Genomic DNA, 24,935 nt, shown 5'->3' with positions numbered 1-24,935 from the left:
AACCGCAACGACTTCTGCAGTCAATCTCAAGAAGGAAGGTCTGAGTACATCTCAAAGGGATCTGCGGTCGCACTACCCGAATGGATACCTCGCCCAAATCCATCACAAAAGCTCTGAATGGAGGCCGGTTATGTCGCTACTTTCCATGCTGCCGTCCCATGCGCTACCGATGACCGAGATAAATTCAGCCGCCATAACAGCGCCGATGTGGACCACGTTGCCGCGTGAACTCGTGGTCGAGGACCAACGACAGGACAATTGGTGCTGGGCGGCCGTCGCGACCAGCCTCGCCAAATATTATGACCCCAATACTCCCTGGACCCAGGAAACAGTCGCCAACCTTGAACTCGACCGTGATGATTGCCAGCACAGCCAAACCGGAGGGACGTGCGACAAGGTTCGTCACTTGGAAAACGTCCTGAAGAAAATGGGGATGCTCGCTGAATGGCCCACGAAGTACGCCCTGCCTGTGGGCTCAGTGCGCAAGGACATCGAACAAGGCAATCCCGTCGGCATCCGCATCGGATGGCGTGACTCCAAGGGACACTACGCTGTCATCGTCGCAATCTCCGGCGATGGTTTGGACGCTTCCTATTACGTCTCCGATCCAATGTATGACGACGGCATCTGTAGTCGAAAAACTCTATATGGGAACTACCAAGGTCAGGGCGGTGGCTGGAACGAGAGCTTCCGGACTAAAGCGGGGAGGCAGCCGTGATCGACACCTCCGAGCTTCAAAGCTTTTCGGCCGACAAGCACCTCGTGGAGCGACTCGCACACGCACTCCCCACGTTAGGGATCAATGGCTTCGGCGATGCTCTATCGATCTATGCCCTGCCCCTCTACGGCGCAGATCCCGGTAACTTCACAACCCCAATCCTAGATACGTCAATCGAGCGTATCGGCTGGCGTCTGTTAGTGCTTGCCGGCGATGAGCCGATCGCGTGTGTCGATCAGGCCGACGACGATGATGGCGGTCCTGGATATATGATTCGCGGCACGGAGGTCGCTACAGCTCTCAAAGCCGCTATCGAAGCGGCCCTCAGCCACGCAGAAGCCGCTGCCGTTAACTACAGCATCCGGTTCCTGAGCATACCAGTCGCCTATACCTCCGCTGTCTGGCTGTGCGGCCCGGACAACCAGTTCTTTCCTACCCGTGCCGGGGTAGCCAAACGGCCGGAACCCGCCAGGCTTTCCCAAGAAACCTTCACCACTCTGATCGCCGCTCAAACACGCCCCGCTTTGCCGGTCCGTGAGAATGGCTCCGACGCTTTGTCTTAAACACCTAGAGGAGGTTCGTGATGCGGTTTGCTTTGACAACCCTCGCCGGGGCCTTGCTGAGCGCGTTGCCTCTCAGTGCAACCGCGCAAACCTTGCGGATCGCCACTTGGAACCTGGGTTTCCTGACGGAGCAACCGGACCAGGTCAATGCCGACTTTAACGGCCCGGTCGCTGTCCGGCGTTCCCCCGAACATTTTGCTCGTCTCGCCCGCTATGCCGAGCGTCTGGACGCCGACATCATTGCAATCGAGGAAGTCGAGAACGAAGCGGTCGCCCGCCTCGTCTTCGATCCCACCAAATACGAAATCTTCTTAACCAACGAACAAGACCACCAGCGCGTCGGCTTTGCTGTACGTCACGGCGTCGTGCATCAGAAGAACCCGACCAGCCTGCCCTTGTTCGACGTCCTGGGTACACCGGACACACCGCCTACGCAGCGTTCCCTCCGGCAAGCGCTGCAGATGACCGTGCAGTTCGGCGGCCTGTCGATCGAAATGTTGGCCGTTCACCTAAAATCCCGATGTGCAAGAGAACCCGTCAGCACGGCCAATGATCATTGCCCTGACTTCGCCAAGCAGGTTCCCGTCCTCAAAGCCTGGCTCAAAGAGCAGCACGAGGCCAACAAGCCCTTCATCGTTCTCGGCGACTTCAACCGGGAATTCGAGGACATCGCGCCCCAGGGAAACGGGACATACCTTGTCAGTGACGACGAGGTCTGGAAAGAGATGCTCAGTGCAGCTCCCGACCTTGTCAGGACCACCGCTGGCCAGCGTTCACACTGCTGGGGAGCCTACTATGCCCAATTCATCGATCACATCGTACTCGATGGGCAAGCCGCCAAGCTGCTGCGGCCATATACCTTCTATCAGATGGTCTTCGACGAACAGCCTCGATCAGACGAGGAGGGGCGCTATCTCCGGGAGTATTTATCCGACCATTGCCCCGCTAGCGTCCTGATGCAACAGCCAAAGAACCCGTAATGCCGCCGAACCGCTAATGCGTTCCGGTGCGTGTCGTTCCCCTACAAATCGTTGAGGTTCGCTATGACCACTCAGATCACCGTCGTTCCATTCAATTTCGGCGCTGCGCTGCCGAATGATCCCGTAGAGATACAAAAAACAAACATCGCCCTCATTCATCAGACAACCCGCGACGATGATATCTACGACAAAGTCTATCGTGCGAAATTGCTGACTCGCATCGTTAAGTCGGGGCTGGAAGTCCTCGTGGACGAATCGACCAGCGATATCGTCGATCGTTGGGAGGACTCACCCAATCTACCCGCGCTCAAGATCGCCCGCTTTACCCGGAAGCCCTTTAATATGCCCGGTGACGAAACACTGGTCGCAGTCAGAATCAGCGCAGTCAGCGACGTCCTTCCTGTCGCTCCCATCGAATATCCTGACTACAAAACTCTCATCATCATGGGAGGTCTACGGGTGCCGGTCACAGAGACGCCAGATGAAGTGAAGAGGCTCCTGGGTTGGTGACAGCAGGATCGCACCGGATCCGCGAGCGCCGAGGCTATGCTGCGATTCTGCCGCCGCTCGCCGCTACCGGCCGACCCAAAACGGTCAGGGACCCCTTGCGCCAGCGGATCAAGGAGGTTGCCCCTGTCCGGGTGCGGCTATGGCTTCAGGCACACCCATGTGCTGCTAGAGCGGAGAGCTGGCAGGTGAGCCGGGTTCGCCGCCTGCAGGATTAATCTCCCGGCTGAAGTCGCCATGTCGCGGTGAGGCGGTGCAGATCTCAGTCCTGACAACCGGCGGCATTTTTGCTTCCGTGTTGGGTGCCAGCGCCGACGTACTGTGGAGACCGAGTACCAGGGGCTGGACGCTCTCATGGCTTGTCCTGTTCGGCCTCTGCTTCGCCGTAGCGCTCGCTCACCGCTATTTCTCGACGGACTCGATACGGCGCTTCAAACGTCTGTCTGACGCCGCATTGAGGCCGTACTAGGGAAGTCACCACCGGTACGGCTTCTCCAGCATTGAATATCTAATACAGCGAGGGCTGTTCCGTTCGTTCAAATGTGACCGGGATTTTTCCCCATCCATCCAGCGACTTGAGCCGGGCAGGGTCGACTGCCGGGTCAAAAATGAAAACCCTCAGATGTTTCGGTTTCGTAGCTCGATCCTGCATGACCGCAGCCTGAAGCGGACTGAGGCCGAGAAAATCCAACAGCTCTGTCCCAATGTTTCGCTTGGTTGACATGGTGCCATCCCATCAATGGCCGGTCAGCAGCCTCAAATTCAATTCATCGAGCGTCCGCTGTATCGGCATCATGATTGTTACGAGTCCCATACCAGCAACAATTAAGCCAACCGCATGTTCCCCATCAGCTGTCACGACCAATGAGCCGCTGTCTCCAGCGGACGAGAATGGCTGATCGTTATCGCCTCGAACGGCAAAGCCGCCCTCAAGGTAGACATGCGCCCTGAATTTATCTGCGGCATAGGGAACCGGGAGCGGATTGGACATCACTCCAATAATCGTCCCCATACTAAGTCCGGTCGTTCGACCTACTTTTTTTACCCGCATGCCGCCTTTTGGTACGGCAGTTTTTGCCGGGGTATCATACGCTGAGTCGCCTTGCATTGACGTGACAAGCGCCTGATCAATGATCTTGAACGTTGCCGCATCATGCTGTTGCGGAGGAACCACCCGAGGATCGCCACTTTGCAGCGGGATGTACCGGTGGTGCCGACCAATACTTAAAGGCAGAGGTTGAGTCTGATCTGGACTAGCGTCGTAAGGCGCTGGCGCCAAGATCGGCATCCCGATTTCCATGTGGTTGCAGCCACCCGTCACATGGTTATTCGATAAACCATATATGGTGCCGTTTTCGTCCGTGACTAGGCACCCCATCGTCCCGGCTCCATGCACATTCGCCGGCGAAATTGAACTTCCGCACGCAACGCGGCCGCCAACGCGATATGCACGCGACGAACTAGTCGGAGGGGCCGGGTTGGAAGGCGGAGTTTGGTGTAGGTTACAGGAGCCAATCCACTCTACGAAAATGCCATCCAAACGCTCAGGCAGCGTCTTATGCCTCACCGCAGGAATGGCGCCTTTGGTACAGACAAAGACCTTTTCCGCCTGTTCGTCGTGAAAAACCCCAACAACCTGCAGCCGACCAATAAGCGGCTCCGGCTCAGCCACCATGTCCTGGGTCAGGCGTTCATTAAACACCCTGGAAAGCGGCTTACGAACGGACGGTGATTCGTTATCATCGGTAAGCAGGTAGCCATTATCCTTCGCCCAGTCATAAAGCCGGGCACCAACATCCGCTGCACTTGGCATTAAGTTCTCTGACGCAAGAGAAGGCGCTCAAAGCGCCATGAGAATGTTCACACAACCAGAAGTTTAAGCAGACGGCTTAGCTCAAGGCAAGCCGCTCGCGGGTCAAATTGCGCCGAAAAGAGACCCTGTGGAGATGAAATGCGGCCTAGTCAGTGTCTTGACTGCATGTACAAGAATAAAAACCTGATGAGTCTGGGTAAAAGCCTCTGCAATGCATTCGTGCTGGATGCCGTTCTTATCCGTCAATATCAGCGCTCGTTTGTTTGACGATCGGCGTTTCCCTACAGGAATCATTGCGCCTATATCGTCGGAAGACGTGTAGGTCTGCTTCCATCCATAAGCACCAAACATTTCCGTGAAGGATGCCGACTGAACTTTCCGACGTAAATTCGCGCGCAGACCCTCTCCGGGTACGAACTCTGGCATATCAAGCACTACGACTGCACACGCCCGATGGTTTTTCGATATGTATTGACGGATGGACGCATAGATCGACGCGTCGAACTTTTTCGCCAAGCGCACGGGCGTCCATATGCTGAACTCCTCCGATTCGGCCATGTCGCGGAACAGATCGAGGTGAAACAGCACCTCCGCAGCGAAGACGTTCGCCTCTCGGTCAAAAAGCTCAGCCGTATCAGGATCGAGTGACTTGTCGCAGTCCTCGACCAACTTATACATCGGCCGCTGCCAGGGCAAAAACCCATGGCCACATTCATGCAGGCGAATGAAGCGCTGCTTAACAGCGAGCAGCGTCCTGTCAATGAAGATCAAACCTTCGGACGCATGAAAAAGCCCGAGGACCTTCCCAACGGCTCGCTTCAACGTCTCTGCCGCGGCGCCGACCGAAGCTCGCATCCTATCGATGAAAGATGGGCTAAGGATTTCGCTTTCTACTTCGACGACCTGGGCCACATCCATGATCTGACTTATCGGCGTCGGAAAGACACCAAAGGTGCCTGAGTCGCGTAAGGCGCGCTCCGCCTCCTTTCGTATCCGGACGTACTGTGTTGGCGTGAGGCTACAGTCGTCCGGTCTCTCCATTATCAAACCTTCTTCGAACGCAGATAAGCCAGATAGTCCAACAGAGCGTTTTCTTCCTCTGCGGTGAGATTTTCCACCGCGAACGTTGCAGCACGACCGTGCTTATTTTCATCGGCTCGTTGGCTCGATGGAGCAACATACCCTGCTCTCTCCATTAGCCCTTCGTAAGAGACTTCGAGCGCACCAGCCAGGGCATAGAGAATCTGCGGCGACGGCTTCGAGATCTTCCCGCTCTCTAATTGACTCAGGTACGCGTTGGAGACTTCTTTGCCCGTCTTCTCCTCGACTTGCCGCTGAGACAGCTGCAAGTCCATTCGCGCCTTCCTGATGACTTGGCCCAAGTTGGCCGGTCTGCCCTCAGGGGCACCGCGTCCATCGTTCATCATAGCTCTCCCCACCGGTGTATCTGGATCCGGGTCGCTATTCTCTATGCCGGACCGTTAAGTGGGTCAAGCATGCAAACCGAAAATTGCTTGATAAACTTTGCTCGCTTGCGCTTGACAAACTTAAATTGCCGCATGTATTTATCAAAACGTCAGCAACGAGCTGACGCACGGCAAGGTGCCGTACCCAGGAGAAAGCAGCGATGACTAGCGTTAACGCCCCCGCTATCGACAACGGTCAGTCCCGCCACCAGATCGAAGTCGCTGATAAAAATCTGACCTTCCGATCGGTTCGCATCGACGACCTCACCCCCACCGGCGCGCAGCTTGCTGCTGCAGCCGGGTTTAAGCCGGCACAGAACGCCGTCGTGCTGCAGTTTCTCGAGAATGGCCTGCTGGAAGATATCCGGCCCGAGGAGACGGTTGACCTCAAGCACAACGAAGGCCGATTCATCATCGTCGAGTCCGACCGGCAATATCTGCTGACCATCGATGGTCAGCGCTTCCCGTGGCCCTGTAACATCATCACGGGTGCCACGATCCGCAAACTCGGCTCCATCCCGGCTGAGAAGGACCTCTATCTCGAGCGCGAAGATGTTGCCGATCAGCGCATCGAAGCAAACAAGATGGTCGACCTCGACGAACCCGGGGTGGAATCGTTCAAATCGCGCAAGAAGCCGACCTGGCAGGTGAAGGTGCAGGGTATCCTGCTCACCTTCAGCACCCCCGAAGTTAAAGCTCGCGACGCCCTTGCACTCGCGGGCCTTGACCTGACCCAGAGCTGGCACGTCTATCTGAAGATGGCCGGCAGTCCGGTTACAGAGATCACTCTCGATACCATGGTCGACCTCCGGGGCGAGGGCATCGAGAAAATCACTGCCAAACCGCGGGATGTAAACAACGGCGAGGCGCTCCCCGCGCCTCGCCGGGACTTCGACCTCCTGCCAGTCGATGTGAAGTACCTGGATCACCTCGGTAGCCGCTGGGAAACCATCAATGAAGGTGGTCATCGATGGCTCCTCATTCACGGCTATGCCGTTCCCGACGGTTACACCGTCACGAACGTGGCTCTGGCCCTGGAAATCCCCGGCACCTATCCGGCCTCTCAGATCGATATGTTTTATACCTACCCGAGGTTGGCCCGTTCCAACGGCGTGGGAATCCCCGCTACCGAAGCCTCAATGGTCATCGGGGGACTCACCTATGGTCGCTGGTCTCGCCATCGCGGTGCAGGATCCCTCTGGAATCCGGCCATCGATAACGTCGTCACCCACTTGGCACTGGTGGACGCTTCGATCGCGAAGGAGGTCGGCCAATGATGGCGGAAACCACGCTGACCTTCACCGGCCACGACCATGTTCGCGTGAGGGAACACCTCTACCCGGGGGACGGCTGTGAAGCCGCAGCCGTCCTGATCTGCACCCGTACCCTCGGCCCCCGGCTTCGGCTGCTGGTCCAGGAAGTGCTTTTGGTTCCCCACGCCGAATGCAGCCGGCGGGAGCCCGACCGGCTTACCTGGCCCGGCCGATGGCTGGCAAAGGCTGTGGAGGTTGGTGAAGAAGATGAACGAACCCTCATCCTGATCCATTCCCATCCCGGTGGCCTTTTCTCCTTCTCGTCAGCTGATGACCACAGCGATCAGGTGGTCCTGCCGACGCTGTTCGCCGACTATGGTGACCTGCACGGGACGGCCATCATGACCCCGGACGGCGCTGTGAAGGCTCGGCTTTACACGCCCGATATGAACCGTCGGACGGTCGATCTAGTTTCCGTCATCGGTGACGACCTGCAATTCTGGGACGGCAACGCCCGATGGGATGCTCCCCGGCACCGGCCCATGGCTTTCGGCGAAATGGCACCGGAACTTGGTCGCCTGCGCGCCGCCATCATCGGCGTGTCGGGCACCGGCTCCATCGTTGCGGAACAGGTCGCACGCCTCGGCTTCGGACAGACCATTTTGATCGACTTCGATCAGATGGAGGCCAAGAACCTGAACCGGATCCTGAACTCCACCCTTGATGACGCCAGGACCAACCGCCCCAAGGTCGACATGATGGCTGCGGCCATCGCATCCTATCGGGGCCCCGGCGTCGCCGTTCCGGTTGCCGCCAGCATAGCATCTCGCGAGGGGATCCTCGCGGCCAGCCAGGCAGACGTGATGTTCTGCTGTGTCGACACCCTGGAGGCCCGGATGATTGCCGACCGGATCGCCGCCGCGTTCCTCATCCCCCTCTTCGATGTCGGTGTCGTTATCCCCGTCATGCAGCGGCCCGAAGGAATGCGGATCGCTGAGGTCGCCGGCCGTATCGATTATGTTAAGCCGGGCGGCTCTACCCTGGCCGACCGTGGCCTCTATACTCCCGAGAGCCTGGCTGCCGAAGAGCTACGCCTGAACAACCCGGAAGAGTATGACCGGCGGCTCAAGGAGGGGTATATCCGCGGCGCCGCCGTGGAGGCGCCGTCAGTCATCGCCCTTAATACCATCGCCGCCGGCGAATGCGTGCTCGAGTTCATCGCCCGCGCCTATCCTTTCCGGCACGATGAAAATCGCCTTTGCGCCCGTACGAAGTTCACACTGGCGGCTCGCGAGCGTGAACAATGGGCCGACAGCGATTTCGCCATCACGCCCAATCCGATCGTCGGCCAGGGCGCCGCCGAACCTCTGCTGGGGATGCCGAAGTTCGGCCCGCCGAAGAAGAAACACCCATGATCCCGGCGACACTTAAGGCTTGGTGGGAAGACCTCCGCCGCTGGTACCGGACGGTACGGGAGCAGCGGGGGCCCGCTCGAAAACTGGAAATTATCGAAGGCGACATGATGCCCACAACCATGCCCGCCCGAAATCTCGTTCTTGCACGAGAGGACGGCGAGGACTGGAGCGTCGGTATGTTGTGCCCCTGCGGCTGCGGCGATGTGATCGAACTAATGTTAATCAAAAACACCCGCCCCCGCTGGGATTTGACGATCGAGGATGGTCGACCCTCCTTGCATCCCTCGGTCTGGCGCGCGACGGGGTGTCGGGCACACTTCTGGCTGAAAAATGGCCGCGTGCGGTGGTGCAGCTAGCTAACGAGGAGCAACATGATCCGATACATCGACCAACTGCTGCGGCGCTCGACCTCTCATCCCGTCAGCCTTAAAGGGCGTCGGTGGCTGGTTTCTCTCGCCATCCTGTTCATCGCCATTTTCGTGGTGGCACAGACGCTCAGCGCGCTCCGGGACTTCACCGAGCCCGACCTGCTTTTCAATCCCGACGGCATGGTCGTTTGGGCACTGCCCATCACGGCCATACTTCTCTTGTTTTCGGCCATCGAGACGCGGCCAATGAGAAAGGTCAAAGCAGCCTTCCTGGTCTGGGCAGCCATTACGCTCCTCGACCATTCGCTGACCTTTGACCAGGTGACCAGTCCGAATATCTACACGCGATCGCTGGAAGAAGACTGGGCCTTCGCCAGCCAGATGGCGATCTTTGAGAACAACGCTGCCGGCTTTAGCCTACGAAACACTTCTGAAGGGCTGGATGGCAAAATTCAGTTCTCGAATATCTTCGGATCGGACATCTGTCTGTCGATAACGCCCCTCAGCCCGGAAACCGCGCGCGCCTGCTACGCCAGCAACAGATTGCAAGAAGCGAGACTGAGCGAAATGAACGGACGCTCCTTCATGGCGTCCTTTCACAATGAAGGATTTTTGAGCCAGCTCGTAAAAGAGCAGGAGGCCAAAATCTTCTATTTCCTGATCAAGGCTGCCGCCGCCGGTACACTGCTAGCGGGTTGCATCTTCGAACTCTTCGCCGAGGTTTCCCCTTTCTCCAAGCCGGGGCCGCGGCCGAACAACGCCCGTCGACATCACTCTGCACATGCTGGACGACGCGCGGGGCTATGGGCTAATTCACATAGACATCGCCTCAACTCAACCATCCCCAGCACGGAAGAATGATCATGCCGGGCCTTTTCGATATCGACGGCCCGCAACTGGATCGCGCTTACGTCAACATCAGGGCTGCAGACCACCCTGGCACTCGCGAAATCCGCGAAGTCATCGAGCAAATGTGGCCCGTCTATGAGTCCTATGCTGACCCGGGGTTCGCACAAGGCTTTGCCCAGGATGTGGATGCACGTTTCTGGGAAATGTATCTTGGCTGTACACTGCTGGAGGCCGGACGGACATTACTGCCCGCCAACCAACGCCAACGCGCTGGCGGCCAACCAGACCTCTGTGTTCTAGAGGGTGAACGGCGCATCTGGATCGAAGCCATCGCCCCCGGCGGTGGTGACCCCGGGCCCGATCAAGTCGTCCAACCGATGAACGGCGTCTTCACCGCGCCGACTCGCCAAACACAGCTGCGCCTATCGAGCGCCTTCTTTACCAAGGCACAAAAGCTCGCCCGCTACCTCCAGCAGGGTGTCATCGCTCCCGACGAACCTCGCATTATCGCTATCAGCGGAAGCCGATTGGGCGGAGTCGTCTTCGAGGTTCCTCTCCCTCCGATTCTCAACGTCCTGTTCCCGGTCGGTGATGCCTACATCACGGTTAACCGGCTATCAGGAGAAGTTGTCAACCAGGGCTTCCATCATTCGCCCGTCATTGAACGGGGCCAAGGGGAAATCCCACGCACCGCTTTTCTCGTAGATAACTTCTCCCATGTCTCCGGCGTCATCTGGTCCAGCGTTGGCCTCGGGAACATGAGCCGGAAAGTGCGACCAATTTCATACGTCCATAACCCCAGAGCTCAAGTCGCGTTGCCGCTAAGTTGGGGCATCTGGGACCGCGAATACGTTCTGATCGAACATGAGGACGGGTCGGTGGTCCAAGACATCCTTGCCGCCCCCCCAGCAAACAGTCCGCTGATAGGCTCCCTCACGAACTAGACAGCGTCACTGTTGGCATCGCTGGGTTATGCCCGCGTAGCTGGAGAGCGACCTCGGATGATCCGCTGGCGGACTTGCGCATCGGAAAGCATTTCCTTGCCGAACAGTGGTGAGCACAGGATCAAACCAAAGCTCACGAAAATTCCAACGCGCACCTTGCCCATTGACGTCCCTCCGTTGGTTTCAGTCTCGATGCAACCTCAGGGGTAAACCGTGGTCACCCTTTCGCCGCCTATGAGCGCGAAGGGCTAGATTTTTTGTATCGTCTCTTGAATGGGAGTTAGAAGCTCCATACGTATGGGTTAACGAAACATACCACTATTGGAGGCATAATAGTGCCATACATATCACCTGATTTAGTCATATCGCCCAAAGATTCTTGGACGTTAGTTCAGGTCCTGCTGGATCGTGGCGAAGACCAAGCAGCCTATGCGTTAGGCCTTTGGAAAGATCGGCCCCGCATCGCCTTTCGTTGGAATGGTAACAATGACAGTCCAATCGGGAATCCACAGAGCCGCGGCCTTCCTACTTGGACCATGCTGGACGAGCATCTGCATCTCGGCGTGCTTCAGCTGCTGCCGCTGGAAAAGCAAGCCTTTGCTGCCAGCTTTCTTGGCATAACCGAAGCACCCTCTGTCGAACTCAAGGTTAGGAAGCACCCGTCGGGTCGCTTCTATCTGCTTGAAAAATCCGCCGGGCAAAAGGCCTTCTCAGACGTTACCAGTGATGGCTTGTTTGGCGCGGACGATCCTGCAAAATTCTATAAGGCCTTCGGACGACGACTCGCATCGTTATCGGAAAAAGGAACGCGGGTGTCTTTGGTAAGAGGCGAGGGCGAAGACTAATCCCTATGCCTGATGCACGGCTACTGTATGAACGTAGCGCCGGTTCCAGTATAGACGGGGCTTCGCGACCGACCTCAGAGCCGTCGGCAGATCAGTGACGACCGCTTCCATAGTCGGGCATGTCGTACTCTTCGATGAAAGCTATCGGGTGCTCAAAGCGGCTTTGATCCCGCACGCGGTCGTAACCGAGCATGCCAAGAGGACCGATCACACCAACAGCTGGCGCTTCCTGCTGCGGGACGCGATCTGGGATCGAGCTGGCGTCCAGGACGTCACAAATGCCCCAGAGATGCAGAGCAAACCTGGGGCTAAACGGCGTTCCCTTACCCCTGAAAGCCGCAGAACTTCTAGGGTTCTGGCTCTGCTGAACTCAGCACGGACTATTGACTACAATCTCAACAGATTGTGATTGCCCGCTGCGGCCACTTCGAGGGCGCGTTTGGCCGTCTCCTGTCCGCGCACATCGGCCAGATCCAGCAGCCTCGCCTCCTCCGTCGCCAGTTCCGGTGTCGGCTGGCCGAGGACTGAACCGCCCTTGAAATGATTGATCAGCGACAGCAGCGTCGGTGGTGCCAGCACCGCGCGGGGTCGCGCCCAGGCTGCCTCACCCCCACAGGCCGCCGGGCAGATCAGGCCGAGATCACGCTCTGCCGCCCCAAAAGCCGCTGCCAGGATGCCTGCCACCGGCGTAATGGCCCCATCGAGCGCCAGTTCGCCCAGCACCAGGAAACCATCGATGTCATCGGGTGGCAGAACCTCCATCGCCATCAGCAGGCCGCAGGCGATGGCGAGGTCGAAATGGCTGCCTTCCTTTAACAGATCGGCAGGCGCCAGATTGATGATGATCCGCTTGGCAGGCAATGCCAGCCCCATGGCGGCGAGCGCCGCCCGCACCCGCTCCCGGCTTTCTCCGACCGCCTTATCCGGCAGCCCGACGATGGTAAAGGCCGGAAGCCCGCCGGTGATCGAGACCTGCACGTCGACATCGACGACATCGATGCCCTGGAACGCGCAGGTCTTCACATGGGCAATCATGGGTCAATAAATCCCAGGTCAGGCAGTATCGTTGCAACAGTGTTACTGCTCTATACAGCAACCCTGGGTTTTATATCAAAATAACTTGCCCTCTTATTACCGGGATAACTGAACATCGACCGTCACAGGCAAATGATCCGACCCGACGTCCGGCCCAATCCGGCGGTCAATCACCCCCGCATTTGCCACCAGCACATGGTCTATCGGCAAACCAAACAGCGGGAAACGCGAGAGAAACGTCGTCTGCGGACCGTGGCCGCGAGATCCATCGGACAGGAAATACTCTTCGGGCCGGGTCAAGCGGGCAAAATTCTCCGACCAGGGCGTCGTGTTCAGATCACCGATCAGGACCACAGGGCCATGAGAGCCACTCCAGGCTTTTTCCTTCGCCAATGCCAGTTGCCTGTCCTGCAGACTCTTGAAGTCGCCGAACGGCAATGCGGCATGGACACCGACCACAGTCAGGCAGGCCTGCGGTGGGCAGACCTCCGCTTTCAGCACGGGCAGCCAGGTCCCGACCTGTCGATCAATCTCGCCCTTGCTGATCGGCCAGCGACTGTAGAGCGCGACATCGAGAGGAGAGAGACGCGGCGCGACCAGCCGATGGGGATAGTGGTCTTTGAAGGCCGCCGTCAGCGGCGCCATATCGCCCCGCAATTCCGTCAGCAGCACCACATCGGGTTGCTCCCGGTCGATCAGGGCCTGGAATTTTACCGGATCCGTCCAGTCATCGCGCAGATTGAGCGACAGAATGCGCACCATCGGACCCGTTCCCATGACAGGCTCGACCGTTCTTAGATAAGGCACGAGAGGGACCGTGTTTGCAATGAGGCAGACCACTGCGGGCACCAAAACCAGCCGACGCTGACAGATCCAGCTTGCGAGCGTCAGCCCCAGCGCGGCGGCGGCCAATTGCCACCTAAAATGCACGATCAGGGCGGGAACCCAATGGGCAGGCTCCAAGATCGCCAGCAGCGTGGCGAGCGCAAGTAGACCAACCGCTATAACCAGCAACAACCCTATGACACGCATACGTGCATTCCCCTTTCGCGCCCCGCTTGAGCTATACACAGGCGAGTGGGGAAAAATTGAGGCGTCGCATGTCGTTCTGGTTGAAAACTGCCCTCTTCGCTCTCGGACTGTCGTTCACCGTCTCCGCCGCCGCAAAGCCGGATGTCGAATGCACGCTGATCGTCGATGCCTCGACAGGGGAGCAACTGGTTCGACAAGGTGCCTGCGACCAGCGGTTCAGCCCTTTTTCGACTTTCAAGCTACCCCTGGCTTTGATGGGCTACGATGCGGGTATCCTAGGTGACGCCCAGACGCCCAACTGGCCCTATCGGGCCGAATACGGCGGGACGACCAAGGACAAGCAGAGCACCGACCCTACCCGCTGGCAGCATGAGTCGATCCTCTGGTATTCGCGGGAAGTCACCAGACGGCTGGGGACAGAGCGCTTTGCCGCCTATGTCACCCAGATGGGTTATGGCAACCGGGACGTCTCGGGCGATGCAGGCAAGAAGAATGGCCTGACCCACGCCTGGCTGCGGTCGTCCCTGGCGATTTCCCCGGACGAACAGGTTGCGTTCCTGCGGCGGATCGACAGCCGCGCCCTCGGGCTATCCGACAGGGCCTATAGCCTGTCGGTGGCGATCCTGCCGACCTTCCAGGCAGGCGACTGGCAGGTGCGCGGCAAGACCGGCACCGGCTGGTATCGCGAGCCATCGGGCAAGGTGCGGTCGGACCGCCCCCAGGGCTGGTTCATCGGCTGGGCCGAGCGCAATGGCCGTCGCATCACCTTTGCCCGGTTCGAGCGGGGGCTGGAGCCCAGGGACGGTATGGGGCCGAAGGTCCGCGACGACTTTCTGAAAGCCCTGCCAACCCTGATGCGTTAGTCACCCGCGAAGAACAGCCCGTCGACATCCACCGCCGTCTGTTCGGCTTCAAGCTTGGCCCAACCAACGAGGCCAAAACCGTCGCGGACCAGATAGAGGTCGTCCTGCAGCAGCAGCACTTCCAGCGACTCCTTGGCCGCGATGGTCGTGACAGCCGTCTGAAGGTTGCGACCGGCATAGAGCGTCACCGGCTTCAACGCCTTGCTTTTCAGCCCGACATACAGCGCAGGCTGCGATACCTCGGCCAAGGCCCCCGCCGGGGTCAGGCAATATTTGCGACGTTCCGCAAAATAGCTGTTGGCATGGCCGCTGGCATAGAGGCAGCCATCGCCTGGAATGGCAAAGCGCAAGCCAGGGATGCTGGTGGATTTTTCAGGATTGCCGGGGGTCGCCAGCATGCAGGAAGGATCGGCGCTGGCGCCCGCATCGCAGAAGAGAGCAAAGCTTACACCGCTGATGCCACCCGGCTTCACGTCGAAGACATAATCGCCGAAGGTCGCCTCGCGCATGCCGGTCAGATATTCCTCTTCGGCTGCCGATAGTTTGCGTTTGCTGGTCAGCCGGCCATCTGCCTCGACCCGGATTTTGAAGAGTTTCAGATCCAGATCCCGCGTCACCTTTTGGGCAATCGGCTTTGGATAGGCTGGCGATTTATTGGTATCGGCGGCCAAGGCATTGGAAGCAATCAGCAGCAGCAGAACCAGGGCAAAAGCGTGTTTCATCGGAGAGCGCCTGAAGGAAAAAGGGTCAGGGGAGAATCTCGACCGGCGTGCCGTCCGCAACGACGCGCCAGATTTCTTCTATTTCGGGGTCAGTGACGGCGATACAGCCCAAGGTCCAGTCCCGTCTGCGATGCCAGGTACCGATCCAGCCAAAGCCGTTGCGAAGACCATGGATCATGATCTCGCTCCCTGCCGACCAGCCCTGGGCAGAGGCTTCAGCCACCTGCAGCTCGGTAGGGTAGGAAACCTTCAGGGCAAGGTGATAGTCGCTGGCCGCATTCCGGCTTTCGATGAAATAGCGGCCCTCCGGCGTCAGCTTGTCGCCTTCGCGTCGTTTGGGCTCCAATCCACCACGGCCGACCGAGACAGAATAGCTGCGCACCTCCGCCCCCTGCCAGAACAGGGTCAGGCGATGGCGGCTTTTCTCGATCAGGATGCGATCCGCCCTTGCATCGGCCGGGAGCGGCTCCCTGGCTTCCCGGCCCAGAACGGCCAGAACAGCATCGACTAGATTGCAACTCCCCACCAAGCCCTCGAAAATTCTTAGATCAGAACCGCATCTTAGGGCGACGAAAGGCGCTTGTCTCGCCTCACTACATCACTCATCGCTGAGACAATCTTAGCCCTCCAAAGACATTATCTGAGTTTAATTAAATCTTAAATAATTTAATTACAGTTCTTCTTGCTTTTCTATAAAGCCCTGGAAAAGATGCCTGACCCTTCGGGGGGGCAAAATTTAAAAAGACACGAGGGTTCGAGATCATGAATCGTTACGCCGCCTTTCATCTGCGGCTCGCCAGCCTTTACGCCATCGTGGGCATGGCCCTTGGAATTTACATGGGCATTAATCAGAACTTCACGCTGATGTCCGCGCATGTCCATCTGAACCTCCTGGGCTGGGTGTCCATCACGCTCTACGGGCTGGTCCTGCGCCTCGACCCTTATCTCGACGGTCCGCTGCCGATGATCCAGACTTTCTGTGCCCATATCGGCGCGCTGGGCATGTTCACCGGCCTGACCGTCATGGGTCTCTATGGTCATGAAGCGGCCGATCCGTTCCTGATCGGCGGTTCGCTGAGCATGATCACCGGCGCCCTGCTCTTTGCCCTGATGGTTTTCCGCATCACCCGGCGATGACGGGCTTATCCGACTCCCTCTTTTGCCGCTAAGCTTGCGGCACAGGAGGGAGTTGGTATGGGTGGTTACGCACGGCTGCTGTGCATCGACGGCGGCGGTATTCGGGGGGTCATCCCCGCCAGCGCTCTGGTTGCGCTTGAGGAACGTCTGGGGGCGCCAATCGCCTCCGGCTTCGATCTGGTGGTCGGAACCTCCACCGGCGGCATCATTGCCGCAGGCCTGACCCGCCCCGGCACCCCGATGACGTCAGCTGAAATGCTGGAGTTCTATCGCAAGGACGGCCCCCGCATCTTCGACCGGTCGTTCTGGAAGACTGTCCGCACGGCGGGCGGTGCGATCGACGAAAAATACGACGCCGCCGTCCTGGAAAGCGTCATGGAGGATTGTTTCGGGCAGACCCGCCTATCCGAATCCGGTCCTGCCGAACTGCTGATCACCGCCTATGATATCGAGGCCCGCGCCCCGGTTTTCTTCAAAAGCTGGCGGGCACGCGGGCGCGGTATCGGCGGCGGCGGCCCGCCGGTCGAAAGCTATGATTTCCTGCTGAAGGACATCTGCCGCGCGACCTGCGCCGCCCCGACCTATTTTGAACCGGCGCTGATCGAGAACCGGGCCGCGACGCCCCATGCCCTTATCGACGGATCGGTCGTGGCGGCGAACCCCACCATGTGCGCCATCGCCTCGGCCCACCGCCTGTTCCCCGGCGCCAACGGGCTGCTGGTCCTCTCCATCGGCACCGGGCAGCGCCAGGACCCGATCTCCTATGAGAAGGCGCGCCACTGGGGACTCATGGGCTGGGCGCGCCCGATCAGCGACGTCATTCTGGACGCAGTATCGGCCACCGTCGATTATCAGGCGGCGGAGATCGTCGGCGATACCTATTTCCGCCTGCAGATCCCGCTGCACCCCGATGGCGAGATGGCGGTGGAGGAAGAAATGCGCCTCGATAATGCCCATCCCCGCAACATCGCCCGCCTGGAGGCCGCCGCCGCCCGCATGCTGACCGAGCGCGCCAGCGTGATCGAGCGTTTCTGCGATCTGCACCGGGCCCTGCCGCGCTTCAGCATGAGCTGGATGGACGACGGGCGGTTCGGACCTTCCGGCGGGATCTTTTAGCGCACGCCCCAACCTTTCGGCGCTTGTGGCGTTATCCCTTCTCTGAACAAGAGGAAGCGCCATCATGCAGCGGGAACGGAACAGCATCCGGAATCAGCGCCCTACCCTGTCCATGACAGAGGTGCTGTGCCTGCTGGCTCTGACCACTGTGCTGGGCGTTCCGCTTGGCTTTCTGGTCATCGAAGCGGCCTCAGGCATGCTCTGGCGCTAGGGAAGGCTTGCCCGCATTTCGCGCGCACGCCATAACAACCGGCACCCTGTTTAGCCGGAAGAAACTCCCATGACCGATATCGCCACCTCCCTTGCCGACGTGCGCCGCCGCATCGCGACTGCCGCCGAGGAAGCTGGCCGTCCGGTCGATCAGGTTTCCCTGGTCGCCGTCTCCAAGACCCATGACGCCGATGCCGTGCGTGTGGCGCTTCAGGCCGGTCAGCGCATTTTTGGCGAAAACCGCGTCCAGGAAGCCCAGGGTAAATTCCCCGACCTAAAGGCCGAGTATCCCGACCTGGAATTGCACCTGATCGGCCCCCTGCAGTCCAACAAGGTCAAGCAGGCCTTGGCCCTGTTCGATGTCATCGAAAGCCTGGATCGCGAAAGCCTGGCCGAGGCGCTGGCAAAGGAACTCGCCAAAAGTGACCGCAAGCCGAAGATCCTGGTTCAGGTGAATACGGGCGAGGAAGACCAGAAGGCAGGCATCCCGCCGCGCGAGGCAGAGGCCTTCGTAAAGCGCGCCCGCGAGGTCCATGGTCTGCCGGTGGTCGGCCTGATGTGCATCCCCCCCGTCGACGAGGAACCGGCCCTGCATTTCGCCCTGCTGCGCGAGATCGCCGGCCGCTGCGGCCTCGACATCCTCTCCATGGGCATGAGCGGGGATTACGAGGCCGGCATCCGGTTCGGCGCGACCCATGTGCGGGTCGGCAGCGCAATCTTCGGCGCCCGCCCTCCCGTCATCGCCCCATCGGACGCGGGATAATGGCCCGTCTTGCCCTCGTCGAAGCCGATCTTGCCATCGCCACTGTCCTGGCCGATGCACTGCGGGCGGCGGGACACGAGGTGCTGCACGCCCCGGACGAGCGCACGGATATGCTGATCACCAGCCTGTCGCGGGCCGTCACTCCCGATGGGCCACCAACCTTGCTGATCTTGAGCGCGGGTGAACTCTGCCCGCCCGATGCGGCGGCGGCTCTTGAAAAGCCGGTGCGCATACCGGCCTTGCTGGAAGCCGTGCAGAAGTTGCTGGCCAAGGCAGAGCGGCTGCCCCGCAACCTCGGTATCTTTCAATTCGCCCCCGCCTTGCGCGTGCTCAGTCATCCGGACGGCCGCAGCGTGCGCCTGACTGAAACCGAAACCCGCCTGCTGGACCGGCTGGCAGCGGCTGGCAGCGAGGGACTTAGCCGCGAAAGCCTGCTGACCGAAGTCTGGGGCTGGCGCCCGGACCTGGAGACACACACGGTCGAAACCCACCTCTATCGCCTGCGCCGCAAGCTGAAAGCCTGCGATGGCGAAGGGCTGATCGACCGCAGCGGGCCGACGGTGAAGCTGGTGTTTTAGGGGGCCTGGATAACCGCCTTACAACAGAACTCGTCACCCCGGGACTTGATCCCGGGGTCTCCTCCGGGGTCACTTCAAACAAACAAAAACCTTGTCATCCCGGACTTGATCCGGGATCCGGCCGAAGGCAGTTGCATACCTCTGACGCTATAGACTGGCCATGCTGGCGGCCGGATCCCGGCTCGGAGGCCGGGATGACAGCGAGAGTGGGGACAGGCTCCCGGAGGAGATCCCGTGGTCAAGCCACGGGATGACGGAGTTTGAGACTAAACACCCCCTACCGACCCAAAAACTCCGCCGTCGATATTAGCTGAATCGGATTGCCGGGATTATCCCAGCCGCCCCAGACGATATTGTGGTGCAGCACAATGCTGGCAGCGGGCAAATGCCGCCGATCCGGGCAGGTATGGGCATCGCGCAGGACCGTGGTCCTCAGCCCCATTTGTGAGGCCGCCGTCTTGACGGTCGCATCCACGCAATAATCGGTGGCATAGCCGCCGACGACGATGCCTTTGACGCCCAGCCCATCCAGGGTGGATTTCAAGGTGGTTTCACGAAAGCTGTCGCAGGATCGTTTCGCGATCACCTTGTCGCCCGGCTGGGGCGAGAGTTCGTCGAAGAACTTCCACCCCTCCGATCCTTTCTCCCAGGCTTCATCCTCGCCTTCGTGCTGGATGAAAATGACCGGCATCTTCTTCGCACGGGCATGGAAGGCGGCACGGGTCAGCAGATCGCGACACTCCGCCAAGCGGGCAGCGGGGGCGTCGGCGATGTTGCGCTGGAAGTCGATGATCACCAGGGCGTCCATGAGCATCCGTTCGTTTAGCTGTTTTCGACCCGCAGGCTGCCGCCTTCGACGGCGACGACCTTGACGGAGGAACCGGCAGGAAGATCGGGGCCCAGGACACGCCAGGATCCGTCGCCCTCTTTTGCCCGGCCGACACCGCCGACGATAGGTTCGGACAGGACCAGAATCCGGCCGACCAGGGTCGCACCCCGTTCATTGAGGGGCGTCGCCGGGCTTTGGGTTTTACCGATAAAGCGGGCCAGGATGACGGCGCCAACCGTGAAGACGGCAAACACAGCCAGCTCGGCCACCAGATCCAGCCCAGGCAGCAGATAGGCGACAAAGCCGGTCGCCACCCCTGCCAGACCGATCCACAGCAGATAGACCCCCGGCAGCAGCATCTCGGCCGCCATCACCAGAATCCCGGCCGCGAGCCATGCCCAGGCCGGTATAACAGCATCGCTGATAAGCATGATTCCCCCTTTTACCACCGGTTTGAGGAGTGCCGTCGCCAGACCTTCGAGGATTTCTCCCATCAGGCTCACGCCCAGGGTCCCTTACCTGCCTGACTGGCCTGGGCGGCGCCACTCTGCTTCAGCAGTTCGGTCAGACCGCCAAGGCTGCCCAACACGCCGGAAACCTCCATCGGCATGAAGATGGTCTTCTGGTTCGAGCTTTGGGCAAAGGCCGTGAGGCTTTCGACATACTTCTGGCCGATGAAATAATTGATCGCGGACACGCCCTGACCGGACGAAGCCTCGGCCACCATGCGGATCGCCTTGCCTTCGGCCTCGGCCTCACGCTCGCGCGCTTCGGCATCGCGGAAGGCGGATTCGCGGCGCCCTTCGGCCTGCAGGATCGACGCCTGCTTCTCGCCCTCGGCTTTCAGGATCGCTGCCGCCCGCACGCCTTCGGCTTCCAGGATCAGGGCGCGGCGTTCACGCTCGGCCTTCATCTGGCGGCCCATGCTGTCGATCAGATCCTGGGGCGGCTGGATGTCCTTGATCTCGATACGGGTGATTTTGATGCCCCAGGGGCTGGTCGCGGCATCGACGACGGTCAGCAGCCGGTCGTTGATCCGGTCGCGCTGGGACAGCAGCTCGTCGAGGTCGAGGGCGCCCATCACCGTACGCAGGTTGGTCATGACGAGGTTGAGGATCGCCTGCTGGAGATTGCGCACCTCATAGGCCGCCTTGGCAGCATCCAGAACCTGATAGAAGACGACGCCATCGGCGGTCACCATGGCGTTATCCTTGGTGATGACCTCCTGGCTGGGTACGTCCAGCACGGTCTCGCGCATGTCGATCTTGGCGCCGATACGGTCGATGAGCGGGATGATCAGCGTCAGCCCCGGCTTCAGGGTCGTTGTGTAACGACCGAAACGTTCGACCGTATATTCCTGCCCCTGCGGCACGGCCTTGATCCCCATGAACACGAAGATGACGACCAGGACCACAAGGGCGATAATCGGCTCCAGCATGACAACCTCTTTTCTTAATTACGCCTCTCTTGAATGGCTTCTGGAACTATAGCGCGGTTGACGGCAGATAATGCCAGCGGCATCGTGCGCACCAAGCAGCGTATCCGGGTCAAAAGAAAGGGAACCGTCATGCCAAGCCGTTATTGGGTCGTCGGGGGCGAATATACCGACACCGCTTTCACCAACGTCGTGGCGGGCACCGAGGAAGAGCATATCGGCCCCTTCTCCAGCTATGAAGAAGCCAAGGACGTCTGGCAGAAGAAGGCCTGGTCGACGGTCGATACCGCGACCCGCCGCTATCGCATCGTCGAGGAACCCGGCCCCAAGAAGCCCAAGCGTTACTGGGTGATCGGCGGCGAATATGTCGACACCGGCTTCCGCCAGCTGGTCGCGGGTGCGGCCGAGGAACGTATCGGCCCGTTCGAGACTTATGAAGATGCGCATGCCGCCTGGCAGAAGGCTGCCTGGGCAAGCGTCGATACCGCCACCAAGCGCTATCGTGTGGTCGAGGAAACCGCCGTCTAAAAATAAGGCCGTCGCCGGTGACAAAGTCCCGGGTTCTGAAGTTCATCGCGAAATGGACGCTGGTGGTCGGCATCTGGTCGACCATCGCCGTCCTGGCTGTCGTCGCCTTTTTTGCCCTGCAGCTGCCGCCGATCGACGATCTACTGGCCGAAGACCGCAAGCCCGGCGTCACCCTGCTGACCCGCGACGGCAAGGTCTTTGCCAATGCGGGCGATTTCTACGGCACGCCCTTCACCGTCTCCCAGCTGCAGCCCCATACCCGCGATGCGATCCTGGCCATCGAGGACCGGCGCTTCTATGGCCATTTCGGCCTAGACGTCATCGGGCTTGGCCGCGCGGTCTTCGTCAATCTCATCCAGGGGCGGTCGGCTCAGGGCGGATCGACCATCACCCAGCAGGTCGCCAAGAACGTCTTCCTGACGCCCGAGAAATCCTTGAAGCGCAAGGTGCAGGAAGCCCTGCTGGCCCTATGGCTGGAGCGCAAGTTCACCAAGGATCAGATCCTCGGGATCTATCTGAACCGCGTCTATATGGGCGCCGGAACCTATGGCATCGATGCCGCGTCCCAGCGCTATTTCGGCAAGCCTGCGACCCGGCTGTCGCTTTATGAAAGCGCCGTGATCGCGGGTCTCGTTCAGGCCCCTACTCGCCTCAACCCCGTGCGCTCGCCCGAAGCCGCCGCCACCCGCGCCCGCATCGTTTTGCGCGCCATGGTCGCCGGCGATTTCATCGATGAAGCCACCGCCCAGAGCGCCGCGCGGGAGGAACTGAGCCTGAACCGCGTCGCCGTCTCCCGCCCGGGTCGCCATTTCGCCGATTGGGTGGCCGAGCGGATCTCCACCCTGGTCAGCCCGGATCAGGATCTGGTCGTCGTCACCACCCTGGACGGCACGCTCCAGCGCCGATCCGAAGACCGGGTGGAATTTCTGCTGGCCTCCGAGGGCAGCAAACGCAAGGTCAGCGAAGGCGCCGCCGTCATCCTGGACCGCAGCGGCGGTATTCTCGCCATGGTCGGCGGCCGCTCCTACGCCAGCAGCCAGTTCAACCGCACGACCGCCCTGCGCCAGCCCGGCAGCGCCTTCAAGCCGCTGGTGTTTCTCGCGGCATTGGAACGAGGCATGAGCCCGTCCAGTCTGGTGCTCGACGCCCCGATCCGCATCGGCACCTGGACGCCGGAAAACTATACCCGCCGCTACCATGGCGAGGTCACCCTGGCCGATGCGCTGGCGGAATCGCTGAATACCGCCACCGTGCGGCTGGCCCAGGACGTCGGGATCAGGAACGTCATCGCGCTGGCCCGCCGCCTCGGCCTCTCCTCCCCCTTGCCCGCGAACCTCGCAACGTCTCTTGGCGCGGGCGAGGTATCGCTGCTGGAACTGACCGGCGCCTATGCCATGGTCGCCGCCGGTGGTGGCGCCATCGAGCCTTACGGTATTCTCGAAATCCGCAATCGCGCGGGCGTCGTCCTGTGGCAGAAACCCCCGCCGATCCGGCCAGAGATCATCGTCGAGCCTTCCAAGATGGCCGAGATGGACCTGATGCTGCAGGAAGTCGTGCGGCGCGGCACGGGCAAGGCGGCCTTGGGCGGCGGCAGCCAGGTGGCAGGCAAGACCGGCACCACCTCCGATTATCGCGACGCCTGGTTCATCGGCTACAATTCTGAAAACGTCGGCGGCGTGTGGCTCGGCAATGACAACGCCAGCCCGATGGACAAGGTCACCGGCGGTGACCTTCCGGCCAAGCTATGGTCCGGTCTGATGGGGAATGATTAGCCGGGTCCACGTCTCGACTCATGAGTCAGATAGATCAATCGTAAACAAATGATCTATCTGACTCATGAGTCTCAAAAGAACGACAGCTGATCCCCGGCCTTCACCGGCGGGCGGAACAGGGATAGGTCGAAGACCCATTCGCGCTTCTCGAAGCCCAGGCGCTGTTTGGTCAGTTTGAAGCGTTGATTGATCAGATCGGCATAGGCGCCGGTGCCTTTGAAGCGGGTGCCGAAGTCGGCCTGATAGAGTTTGCCGTCGCGGCACTGCCGGATCAGGCTTTCCACCCGGTCGGCCCGGTCCGGGTAATGCTGGTCCAGCCATTCGCGGAACAGATCCTTGATCTCCAGCGGCAGGCGGATCAGCAGCATGGAGGCGCTGGTGGCGCCTGCCTCGCGGCCCGCCTTCAGAACCGTTTCGATCTCATTGTCTGTCAGGGCCGGAATGACGGGCGAGAAGGAGATATTGGTCGGAATCCCCGCCTCGGTCAGTTCGGCAATGGCAGCGAGGCGCTTGTCCGGGGTGGCGGCGCGCGGCTCCAGATGGCGGGCGAGCGTACGGTCGAGGGTCGTGACACTCATGGCAACGCGGGCAAGGCCCTTCTTCGCCATGTCGCGCAGGATGTCGATATCGCGGGTCACCAGCGGCGACTTGGTGGTGATGGCGACCGGATGGTTGGCAGCGGCCAGTACCTCAAGCGCCTGACGTGTCAGGCCGAATTCCCGCTCGATCGGCTGATAGGGGTCGGTGGCGGTGCCAAGCGCGATGGGCGCAGGCTTGTAGGTCTTGGCGCGCAGATCGTCGATCAGGCTTTGTGCGATATTGGGCTTCACAGAAAGCTTGGTCTCGAAATCGAGACCCGGCGACAGCCCCAGCCAGGCATGGCCCGGCCGGGCAAAACAATAGACGCAGCCATGCTCGCAGCCCTTGTAGGGATTGAGCGAGCGATCGAAAGGCAGGTCCGGTGACTTGTTATAGGTAATCGCGCTGCGGGCGGTGTCGTAGGTGATTTCCGTCTGCGGCGCCTGTTCCCACTCTTCTTCCGCCGAGCCCCAGCCGTCGTCGACCAGATGCCGGGTTTGCGCAAGAAAACGGGAGCCGCGATTGCTCACGGCGCCACGGCCCTTGCGGGCGCGATCCGGCATGTCTTCGGGCTGGGACATGTCCGCATTCTATGAGAACATAGCGCGAACATCA

Annotated in this window: 29 protein-coding genes; 18 read left to right on the top strand and 11 right to left on the bottom strand. The window is 60.2% G+C overall.

All coding sequences use genetic code 11. From position 1 onward, the window contains the following. Positions 1-130: 130 nt before the first annotated feature. The 4 genes from ACFSM5_RS21100 (at position 131) to ACFSM5_RS21085 (ending at position 2,771) form a co-directional block, all read left to right on the top strand. Positions 131-718, top strand: coding sequence for a papain-like cysteine protease family protein (locus ACFSM5_RS21100; RefSeq protein WP_379878730.1), 588 nt, complete (start codon positions 131-133; stop codon positions 716-718). After that, positions 715-1,281: a hypothetical protein gene (locus tag ACFSM5_RS21095; protein WP_379878728.1), complete on the top strand. Its 567-nt coding sequence runs from the start codon at positions 715-717 to the stop codon at positions 1,279-1,281. The genes ACFSM5_RS21100 and ACFSM5_RS21095 overlap by 4 nt, the downstream gene beginning before the upstream one ends. A gap of 20 nt (positions 1,282-1,301) precedes the next feature. Next, complete coding sequence (locus ACFSM5_RS21090) at positions 1,302-2,261, top strand: endonuclease/exonuclease/phosphatase family protein (RefSeq protein ID WP_379878726.1); 960 nt, start codon at positions 1,302-1,304, stop codon at positions 2,259-2,261. A gap of 63 nt (positions 2,262-2,324) precedes the next feature. Continuing rightward, a complete protein-coding gene (locus ACFSM5_RS21085; protein ID WP_379878724.1) occupies positions 2,325-2,771 on the top strand; it encodes a hypothetical protein in 447 nt (148 codons plus the stop codon). Between the two features lie 733 nt (positions 2,772-3,504). Here the strand turns inward: ACFSM5_RS21085 and ACFSM5_RS21080 are convergent. From ACFSM5_RS21080 to ACFSM5_RS21070, 3 genes are all read right to left on the bottom strand, one after another. Continuing rightward, complete coding sequence (locus ACFSM5_RS21080; protein WP_379878722.1) at positions 3,505-4,581, bottom strand: Nal1-like putative serine protease; 1,077 nt, start codon at positions 4,579-4,581, stop codon at positions 3,505-3,507. A gap of 102 nt (positions 4,582-4,683) precedes the next feature. Beyond that, a complete protein-coding gene (locus ACFSM5_RS21075; RefSeq protein ID WP_379878720.1) occupies positions 4,684-5,499 on the bottom strand; it encodes an ImmA/IrrE family metallo-endopeptidase in 816 nt (271 codons plus the stop codon). 125 nt (positions 5,500-5,624) lie between these two features. After that, positions 5,625-6,005: a helix-turn-helix domain-containing protein gene (locus ACFSM5_RS21070; RefSeq protein WP_379878718.1), complete on the bottom strand. Its 381-nt coding sequence runs from the start codon at positions 6,003-6,005 to the stop codon at positions 5,625-5,627. A gap of 203 nt (positions 6,006-6,208) precedes the next feature. Between ACFSM5_RS21070 and ACFSM5_RS21065 the strand changes: the two genes are divergently transcribed. The 6 genes from ACFSM5_RS21065 to ACFSM5_RS21040 all read left to right on the top strand — a co-directional run bounded on the left by ACFSM5_RS21065 (position 6,209) and on the right by ACFSM5_RS21040 (position 11,721). Next, the gene (locus ACFSM5_RS21065; RefSeq protein WP_379878716.1) at positions 6,209-7,324 is read left to right on the top strand and encodes a multiubiquitin domain-containing protein; all 1,116 of its coding nucleotides are present in this window, start codon (positions 6,209-6,211) and stop codon (positions 7,322-7,324) included. Next, a complete protein-coding gene (locus tag ACFSM5_RS21060; RefSeq protein WP_379878714.1) occupies positions 7,324-8,715 on the top strand; it encodes a ThiF family adenylyltransferase in 1,392 nt (463 codons plus the stop codon). Before ACFSM5_RS21065 ends, ACFSM5_RS21060 begins: the two co-directional genes overlap by 1 nt. Continuing rightward, complete coding sequence (locus ACFSM5_RS21055) at positions 8,604-9,071, top strand: ubiquitination-like system serine protease family protein (RefSeq protein WP_379878711.1); 468 nt, start codon at positions 8,604-8,606, stop codon at positions 9,069-9,071. Before ACFSM5_RS21060 ends, ACFSM5_RS21055 begins: the two co-directional genes overlap by 112 nt. Positions 9,072-9,086: 15 nt before the next feature. Then, positions 9,087-9,944 carry a hypothetical protein gene (locus tag ACFSM5_RS21050; protein WP_379878709.1) on the top strand — a complete coding sequence of 286 codons (858 nt, stop codon included), beginning with the start codon at positions 9,087-9,089 and terminating at the stop codon, positions 9,942-9,944. Between the two features lie 2 nt (positions 9,945-9,946). Then, positions 9,947-10,876: a hypothetical protein gene (locus ACFSM5_RS21045; RefSeq protein ID WP_379878707.1), complete on the top strand. Its 930-nt coding sequence runs from the start codon at positions 9,947-9,949 to the stop codon at positions 10,874-10,876. A 335-nt stretch (positions 10,877-11,211) separates the two neighbouring features. Then, positions 11,212-11,721, top strand: coding sequence for a hypothetical protein (locus tag ACFSM5_RS21040; protein ID WP_379878705.1), 510 nt, complete (start codon positions 11,212-11,214; stop codon positions 11,719-11,721). A gap of 387 nt (positions 11,722-12,108) precedes the next feature. Here the strand turns inward: ACFSM5_RS21040 and ACFSM5_RS21035 are convergent, their stop codons facing one another. Continuing rightward, positions 12,109-12,756 carry a magnesium chelatase domain-containing protein gene (locus ACFSM5_RS21035; protein WP_379878703.1) on the bottom strand — a complete coding sequence of 216 codons (648 nt, stop codon included), beginning with the start codon at positions 12,754-12,756 and terminating at the stop codon, positions 12,109-12,111. Between the two features lie 96 nt (positions 12,757-12,852). Next, a complete protein-coding gene (locus ACFSM5_RS21030) occupies positions 12,853-13,788 on the bottom strand; it encodes an endonuclease/exonuclease/phosphatase family protein (RefSeq protein ID WP_379878701.1) in 936 nt (311 codons plus the stop codon). A 68-nt stretch (positions 13,789-13,856) separates the two neighbouring features. Between ACFSM5_RS21030 and blaOXA the strand changes: the two genes are divergently transcribed. Next, positions 13,857-14,651 carry a class D beta-lactamase gene (gene blaOXA / locus ACFSM5_RS21025; protein ID WP_379878699.1) on the top strand — a complete coding sequence of 265 codons (795 nt, stop codon included), beginning with the start codon at positions 13,857-13,859 and terminating at the stop codon, positions 14,649-14,651. On the opposite strand, the gene ACFSM5_RS21020 is transcribed toward blaOXA, so the two are convergent. Both ACFSM5_RS21020 and ACFSM5_RS21015 read right to left on the bottom strand, forming a co-directional pair. Beyond that, positions 14,648-15,373 (bottom strand): hypothetical protein, encoded by a 726-nt coding sequence (locus tag ACFSM5_RS21020; protein WP_379878697.1) that lies wholly within the window; start codon positions 15,371-15,373, stop codon positions 14,648-14,650. The two genes, blaOXA and ACFSM5_RS21020, sit on opposite strands and share 4 nt — an antisense overlap. Positions 15,374-15,398: 25 nt before the next feature. After that, positions 15,399-15,899 carry a L,D-transpeptidase family protein gene (locus tag ACFSM5_RS21015; RefSeq protein ID WP_379878695.1) on the bottom strand — a complete coding sequence of 167 codons (501 nt, stop codon included), beginning with the start codon at positions 15,897-15,899 and terminating at the stop codon, positions 15,399-15,401. A gap of 236 nt (positions 15,900-16,135) precedes the next feature. On the opposite strand from ACFSM5_RS21015, the gene ACFSM5_RS21010 reads away from it, so the two are divergent. The 5 genes from ACFSM5_RS21010 to ACFSM5_RS20990 all read left to right on the top strand — a co-directional run bounded on the left by ACFSM5_RS21010 (position 16,136) and on the right by ACFSM5_RS20990 (position 19,177). Continuing rightward, on the top strand, positions 16,136-16,510 hold the full coding sequence (locus tag ACFSM5_RS21010) for a hypothetical protein (RefSeq protein ID WP_379878693.1): 375 nt from the start codon (positions 16,136-16,138) through the stop codon (positions 16,508-16,510). A 57-nt stretch (positions 16,511-16,567) separates the two neighbouring features. After that, positions 16,568-17,626 carry a patatin-like phospholipase family protein gene (locus ACFSM5_RS21005; protein WP_379878691.1) on the top strand — a complete coding sequence of 353 codons (1,059 nt, stop codon included), beginning with the start codon at positions 16,568-16,570 and terminating at the stop codon, positions 17,624-17,626. A 64-nt stretch (positions 17,627-17,690) separates the two neighbouring features. Continuing rightward, entirely contained in the window at positions 17,691-17,837 is a 147-nt protein-coding gene (locus tag ACFSM5_RS21000; protein WP_379878688.1) for a hypothetical protein, read from the top strand. A 69-nt stretch (positions 17,838-17,906) separates the two neighbouring features. Then, entirely contained in the window at positions 17,907-18,599 is a 693-nt protein-coding gene (locus ACFSM5_RS20995; RefSeq protein WP_379878686.1) for a YggS family pyridoxal phosphate-dependent enzyme, read from the top strand. Then, complete coding sequence (locus ACFSM5_RS20990; RefSeq protein ID WP_379878684.1) at positions 18,599-19,177, top strand: response regulator transcription factor; 579 nt, start codon at positions 18,599-18,601, stop codon at positions 19,175-19,177. Before ACFSM5_RS20995 ends, ACFSM5_RS20990 begins: the two co-directional genes overlap by 1 nt. 277 nt (positions 19,178-19,454) lie before the next feature. On the opposite strand, the gene ACFSM5_RS20985 is transcribed toward ACFSM5_RS20990, so the two are convergent. From ACFSM5_RS20985 to ACFSM5_RS20975, 3 genes are all read right to left on the bottom strand, one after another. After that, complete coding sequence (locus ACFSM5_RS20985) at positions 19,455-19,985, bottom strand: isochorismatase family protein (RefSeq protein ID WP_379878682.1); 531 nt, start codon at positions 19,983-19,985, stop codon at positions 19,455-19,457. A 14-nt stretch (positions 19,986-19,999) separates the two neighbouring features. Then, positions 20,000-20,437, bottom strand: a complete 438-nt coding sequence (locus tag ACFSM5_RS20980; RefSeq protein WP_379878680.1) for an NfeD family protein — start codon at positions 20,435-20,437, stop codon at positions 20,000-20,002. A gap of 68 nt (positions 20,438-20,505) precedes the next feature. Further along, positions 20,506-21,444: an SPFH domain-containing protein gene (locus tag ACFSM5_RS20975; protein WP_379878678.1), complete on the bottom strand. Its 939-nt coding sequence runs from the start codon at positions 21,442-21,444 to the stop codon at positions 20,506-20,508. Positions 21,445-21,501: 57 nt separating this feature from the next. Between ACFSM5_RS20975 and ACFSM5_RS20970 the strand changes: the two genes are divergently transcribed. Together ACFSM5_RS20970 and ACFSM5_RS20965 are read left to right on the top strand one after the other, a co-directional pair. Further along, entirely contained in the window at positions 21,502-21,969 is a 468-nt protein-coding gene (locus ACFSM5_RS20970; RefSeq protein WP_379878676.1) for a DUF4170 domain-containing protein, read from the top strand. Between the two features lie 17 nt (positions 21,970-21,986). Continuing rightward, positions 21,987-23,741, top strand: coding sequence for a transglycosylase domain-containing protein (locus tag ACFSM5_RS20965; protein ID WP_379878673.1), 1,755 nt, complete (start codon positions 21,987-21,989; stop codon positions 23,739-23,741). A gap of 71 nt (positions 23,742-23,812) precedes the next feature. Here the strand turns inward: ACFSM5_RS20965 and ACFSM5_RS20960 are convergent, their stop codons facing one another. Then, on the bottom strand, positions 23,813-24,901 hold the full coding sequence (locus ACFSM5_RS20960; protein WP_379878671.1) for a PA0069 family radical SAM protein: 1,089 nt from the start codon (positions 24,899-24,901) through the stop codon (positions 23,813-23,815). Positions 24,902-24,935: the final 34 nt, after the last annotated feature.

Source organism: Lacibacterium aquatile, assembly GCF_042683105.1.
GTDB lineage: Bacteria > Pseudomonadota > Alphaproteobacteria > Elsterales > Elsteraceae > Lacibacterium > Lacibacterium aquatile.
This window is presented reverse-complemented; position numbering and strand designations above follow the sequence as displayed.

Excerpts from the sequence above, each read along its gene's own strand:
- ACFSM5_RS21000 (WP_379878688.1), top strand. The coding sequence starts at position 17,691 with ATGCAGCGGGAACGGAACAGCATCCGGAATCAGCGCCCTACCCTGTCC.
- ACFSM5_RS21065 (WP_379878716.1), top strand. The coding sequence starts at position 6,209 with ATGACTAGCGTTAACGCCCCCGCTATCGACAACGGTCAGTCCCGCCAC.
- blaOXA (WP_379878699.1), top strand. The coding sequence starts at position 13,857 with ATGTCGTTCTGGTTGAAAACTGCCCTCTTCGCTCTCGGACTGTCGTTC.
- ACFSM5_RS21100 (WP_379878730.1), top strand. The coding sequence starts at position 131 with ATGTCGCTACTTTCCATGCTGCCGTCCCATGCGCTACCGATGACCGAG.
- ACFSM5_RS21010 (WP_379878693.1), top strand. The coding sequence starts at position 16,136 with ATGAATCGTTACGCCGCCTTTCATCTGCGGCTCGCCAGCCTTTACGCC.
- ACFSM5_RS21030 (WP_379878701.1), bottom strand. The coding sequence starts at position 13,788 with ATGCGTGTCATAGGGTTGTTGCTGGTTATAGCGGTTGGTCTACTTGCG.
- ACFSM5_RS20975 (WP_379878678.1), bottom strand. The coding sequence starts at position 21,444 with ATGCTGGAGCCGATTATCGCCCTTGTGGTCCTGGTCGTCATCTTCGTG.
- ACFSM5_RS21075 (WP_379878720.1), bottom strand. The coding sequence starts at position 5,499 with ATGGATGTGGCCCAGGTCGTCGAAGTAGAAAGCGAAATCCTTAGCCCA.
- ACFSM5_RS21045 (WP_379878707.1), top strand. The coding sequence starts at position 9,947 with ATGCCGGGCCTTTTCGATATCGACGGCCCGCAACTGGATCGCGCTTAC.
- ACFSM5_RS20985 (WP_379878682.1), bottom strand. The coding sequence starts at position 19,985 with ATGGACGCCCTGGTGATCATCGACTTCCAGCGCAACATCGCCGACGCC.
- ACFSM5_RS20995 (WP_379878686.1), top strand. The coding sequence starts at position 17,907 with ATGACCGATATCGCCACCTCCCTTGCCGACGTGCGCCGCCGCATCGCG.
- ACFSM5_RS21085 (WP_379878724.1), top strand. The coding sequence starts at position 2,325 with ATGACCACTCAGATCACCGTCGTTCCATTCAATTTCGGCGCTGCGCTG.
- ACFSM5_RS21035 (WP_379878703.1), bottom strand. The coding sequence starts at position 12,756 with ATGATTGCCCATGTGAAGACCTGCGCGTTCCAGGGCATCGATGTCGTC.
- ACFSM5_RS21005 (WP_379878691.1), top strand. The coding sequence starts at position 16,568 with ATGGGTGGTTACGCACGGCTGCTGTGCATCGACGGCGGCGGTATTCGG.
- ACFSM5_RS20960 (WP_379878671.1), bottom strand. The coding sequence starts at position 24,901 with ATGTCCCAGCCCGAAGACATGCCGGATCGCGCCCGCAAGGGCCGTGGC.
- ACFSM5_RS21055 (WP_379878711.1), top strand. The coding sequence starts at position 8,604 with ATGGGCCGACAGCGATTTCGCCATCACGCCCAATCCGATCGTCGGCCA.
- ACFSM5_RS21020 (WP_379878697.1), bottom strand. The coding sequence starts at position 15,373 with ATGAAACACGCTTTTGCCCTGGTTCTGCTGCTGCTGATTGCTTCCAAT.
- ACFSM5_RS21080 (WP_379878722.1), bottom strand. The coding sequence starts at position 4,581 with ATGCCAAGTGCAGCGGATGTTGGTGCCCGGCTTTATGACTGGGCGAAG.
- ACFSM5_RS21090 (WP_379878726.1), top strand. The coding sequence starts at position 1,302 with ATGCGGTTTGCTTTGACAACCCTCGCCGGGGCCTTGCTGAGCGCGTTG.
- ACFSM5_RS20990 (WP_379878684.1), top strand. The coding sequence starts at position 18,599 with ATGGCCCGTCTTGCCCTCGTCGAAGCCGATCTTGCCATCGCCACTGTC.
- ACFSM5_RS21060 (WP_379878714.1), top strand. The coding sequence starts at position 7,324 with ATGGCGGAAACCACGCTGACCTTCACCGGCCACGACCATGTTCGCGTG.
- ACFSM5_RS20980 (WP_379878680.1), bottom strand. The coding sequence starts at position 20,437 with ATGCTTATCAGCGATGCTGTTATACCGGCCTGGGCATGGCTCGCGGCC.
- ACFSM5_RS21050 (WP_379878709.1), top strand. The coding sequence starts at position 9,087 with ATGATCCGATACATCGACCAACTGCTGCGGCGCTCGACCTCTCATCCC.
- ACFSM5_RS21070 (WP_379878718.1), bottom strand. The coding sequence starts at position 6,005 with ATGAACGATGGACGCGGTGCCCCTGAGGGCAGACCGGCCAACTTGGGC.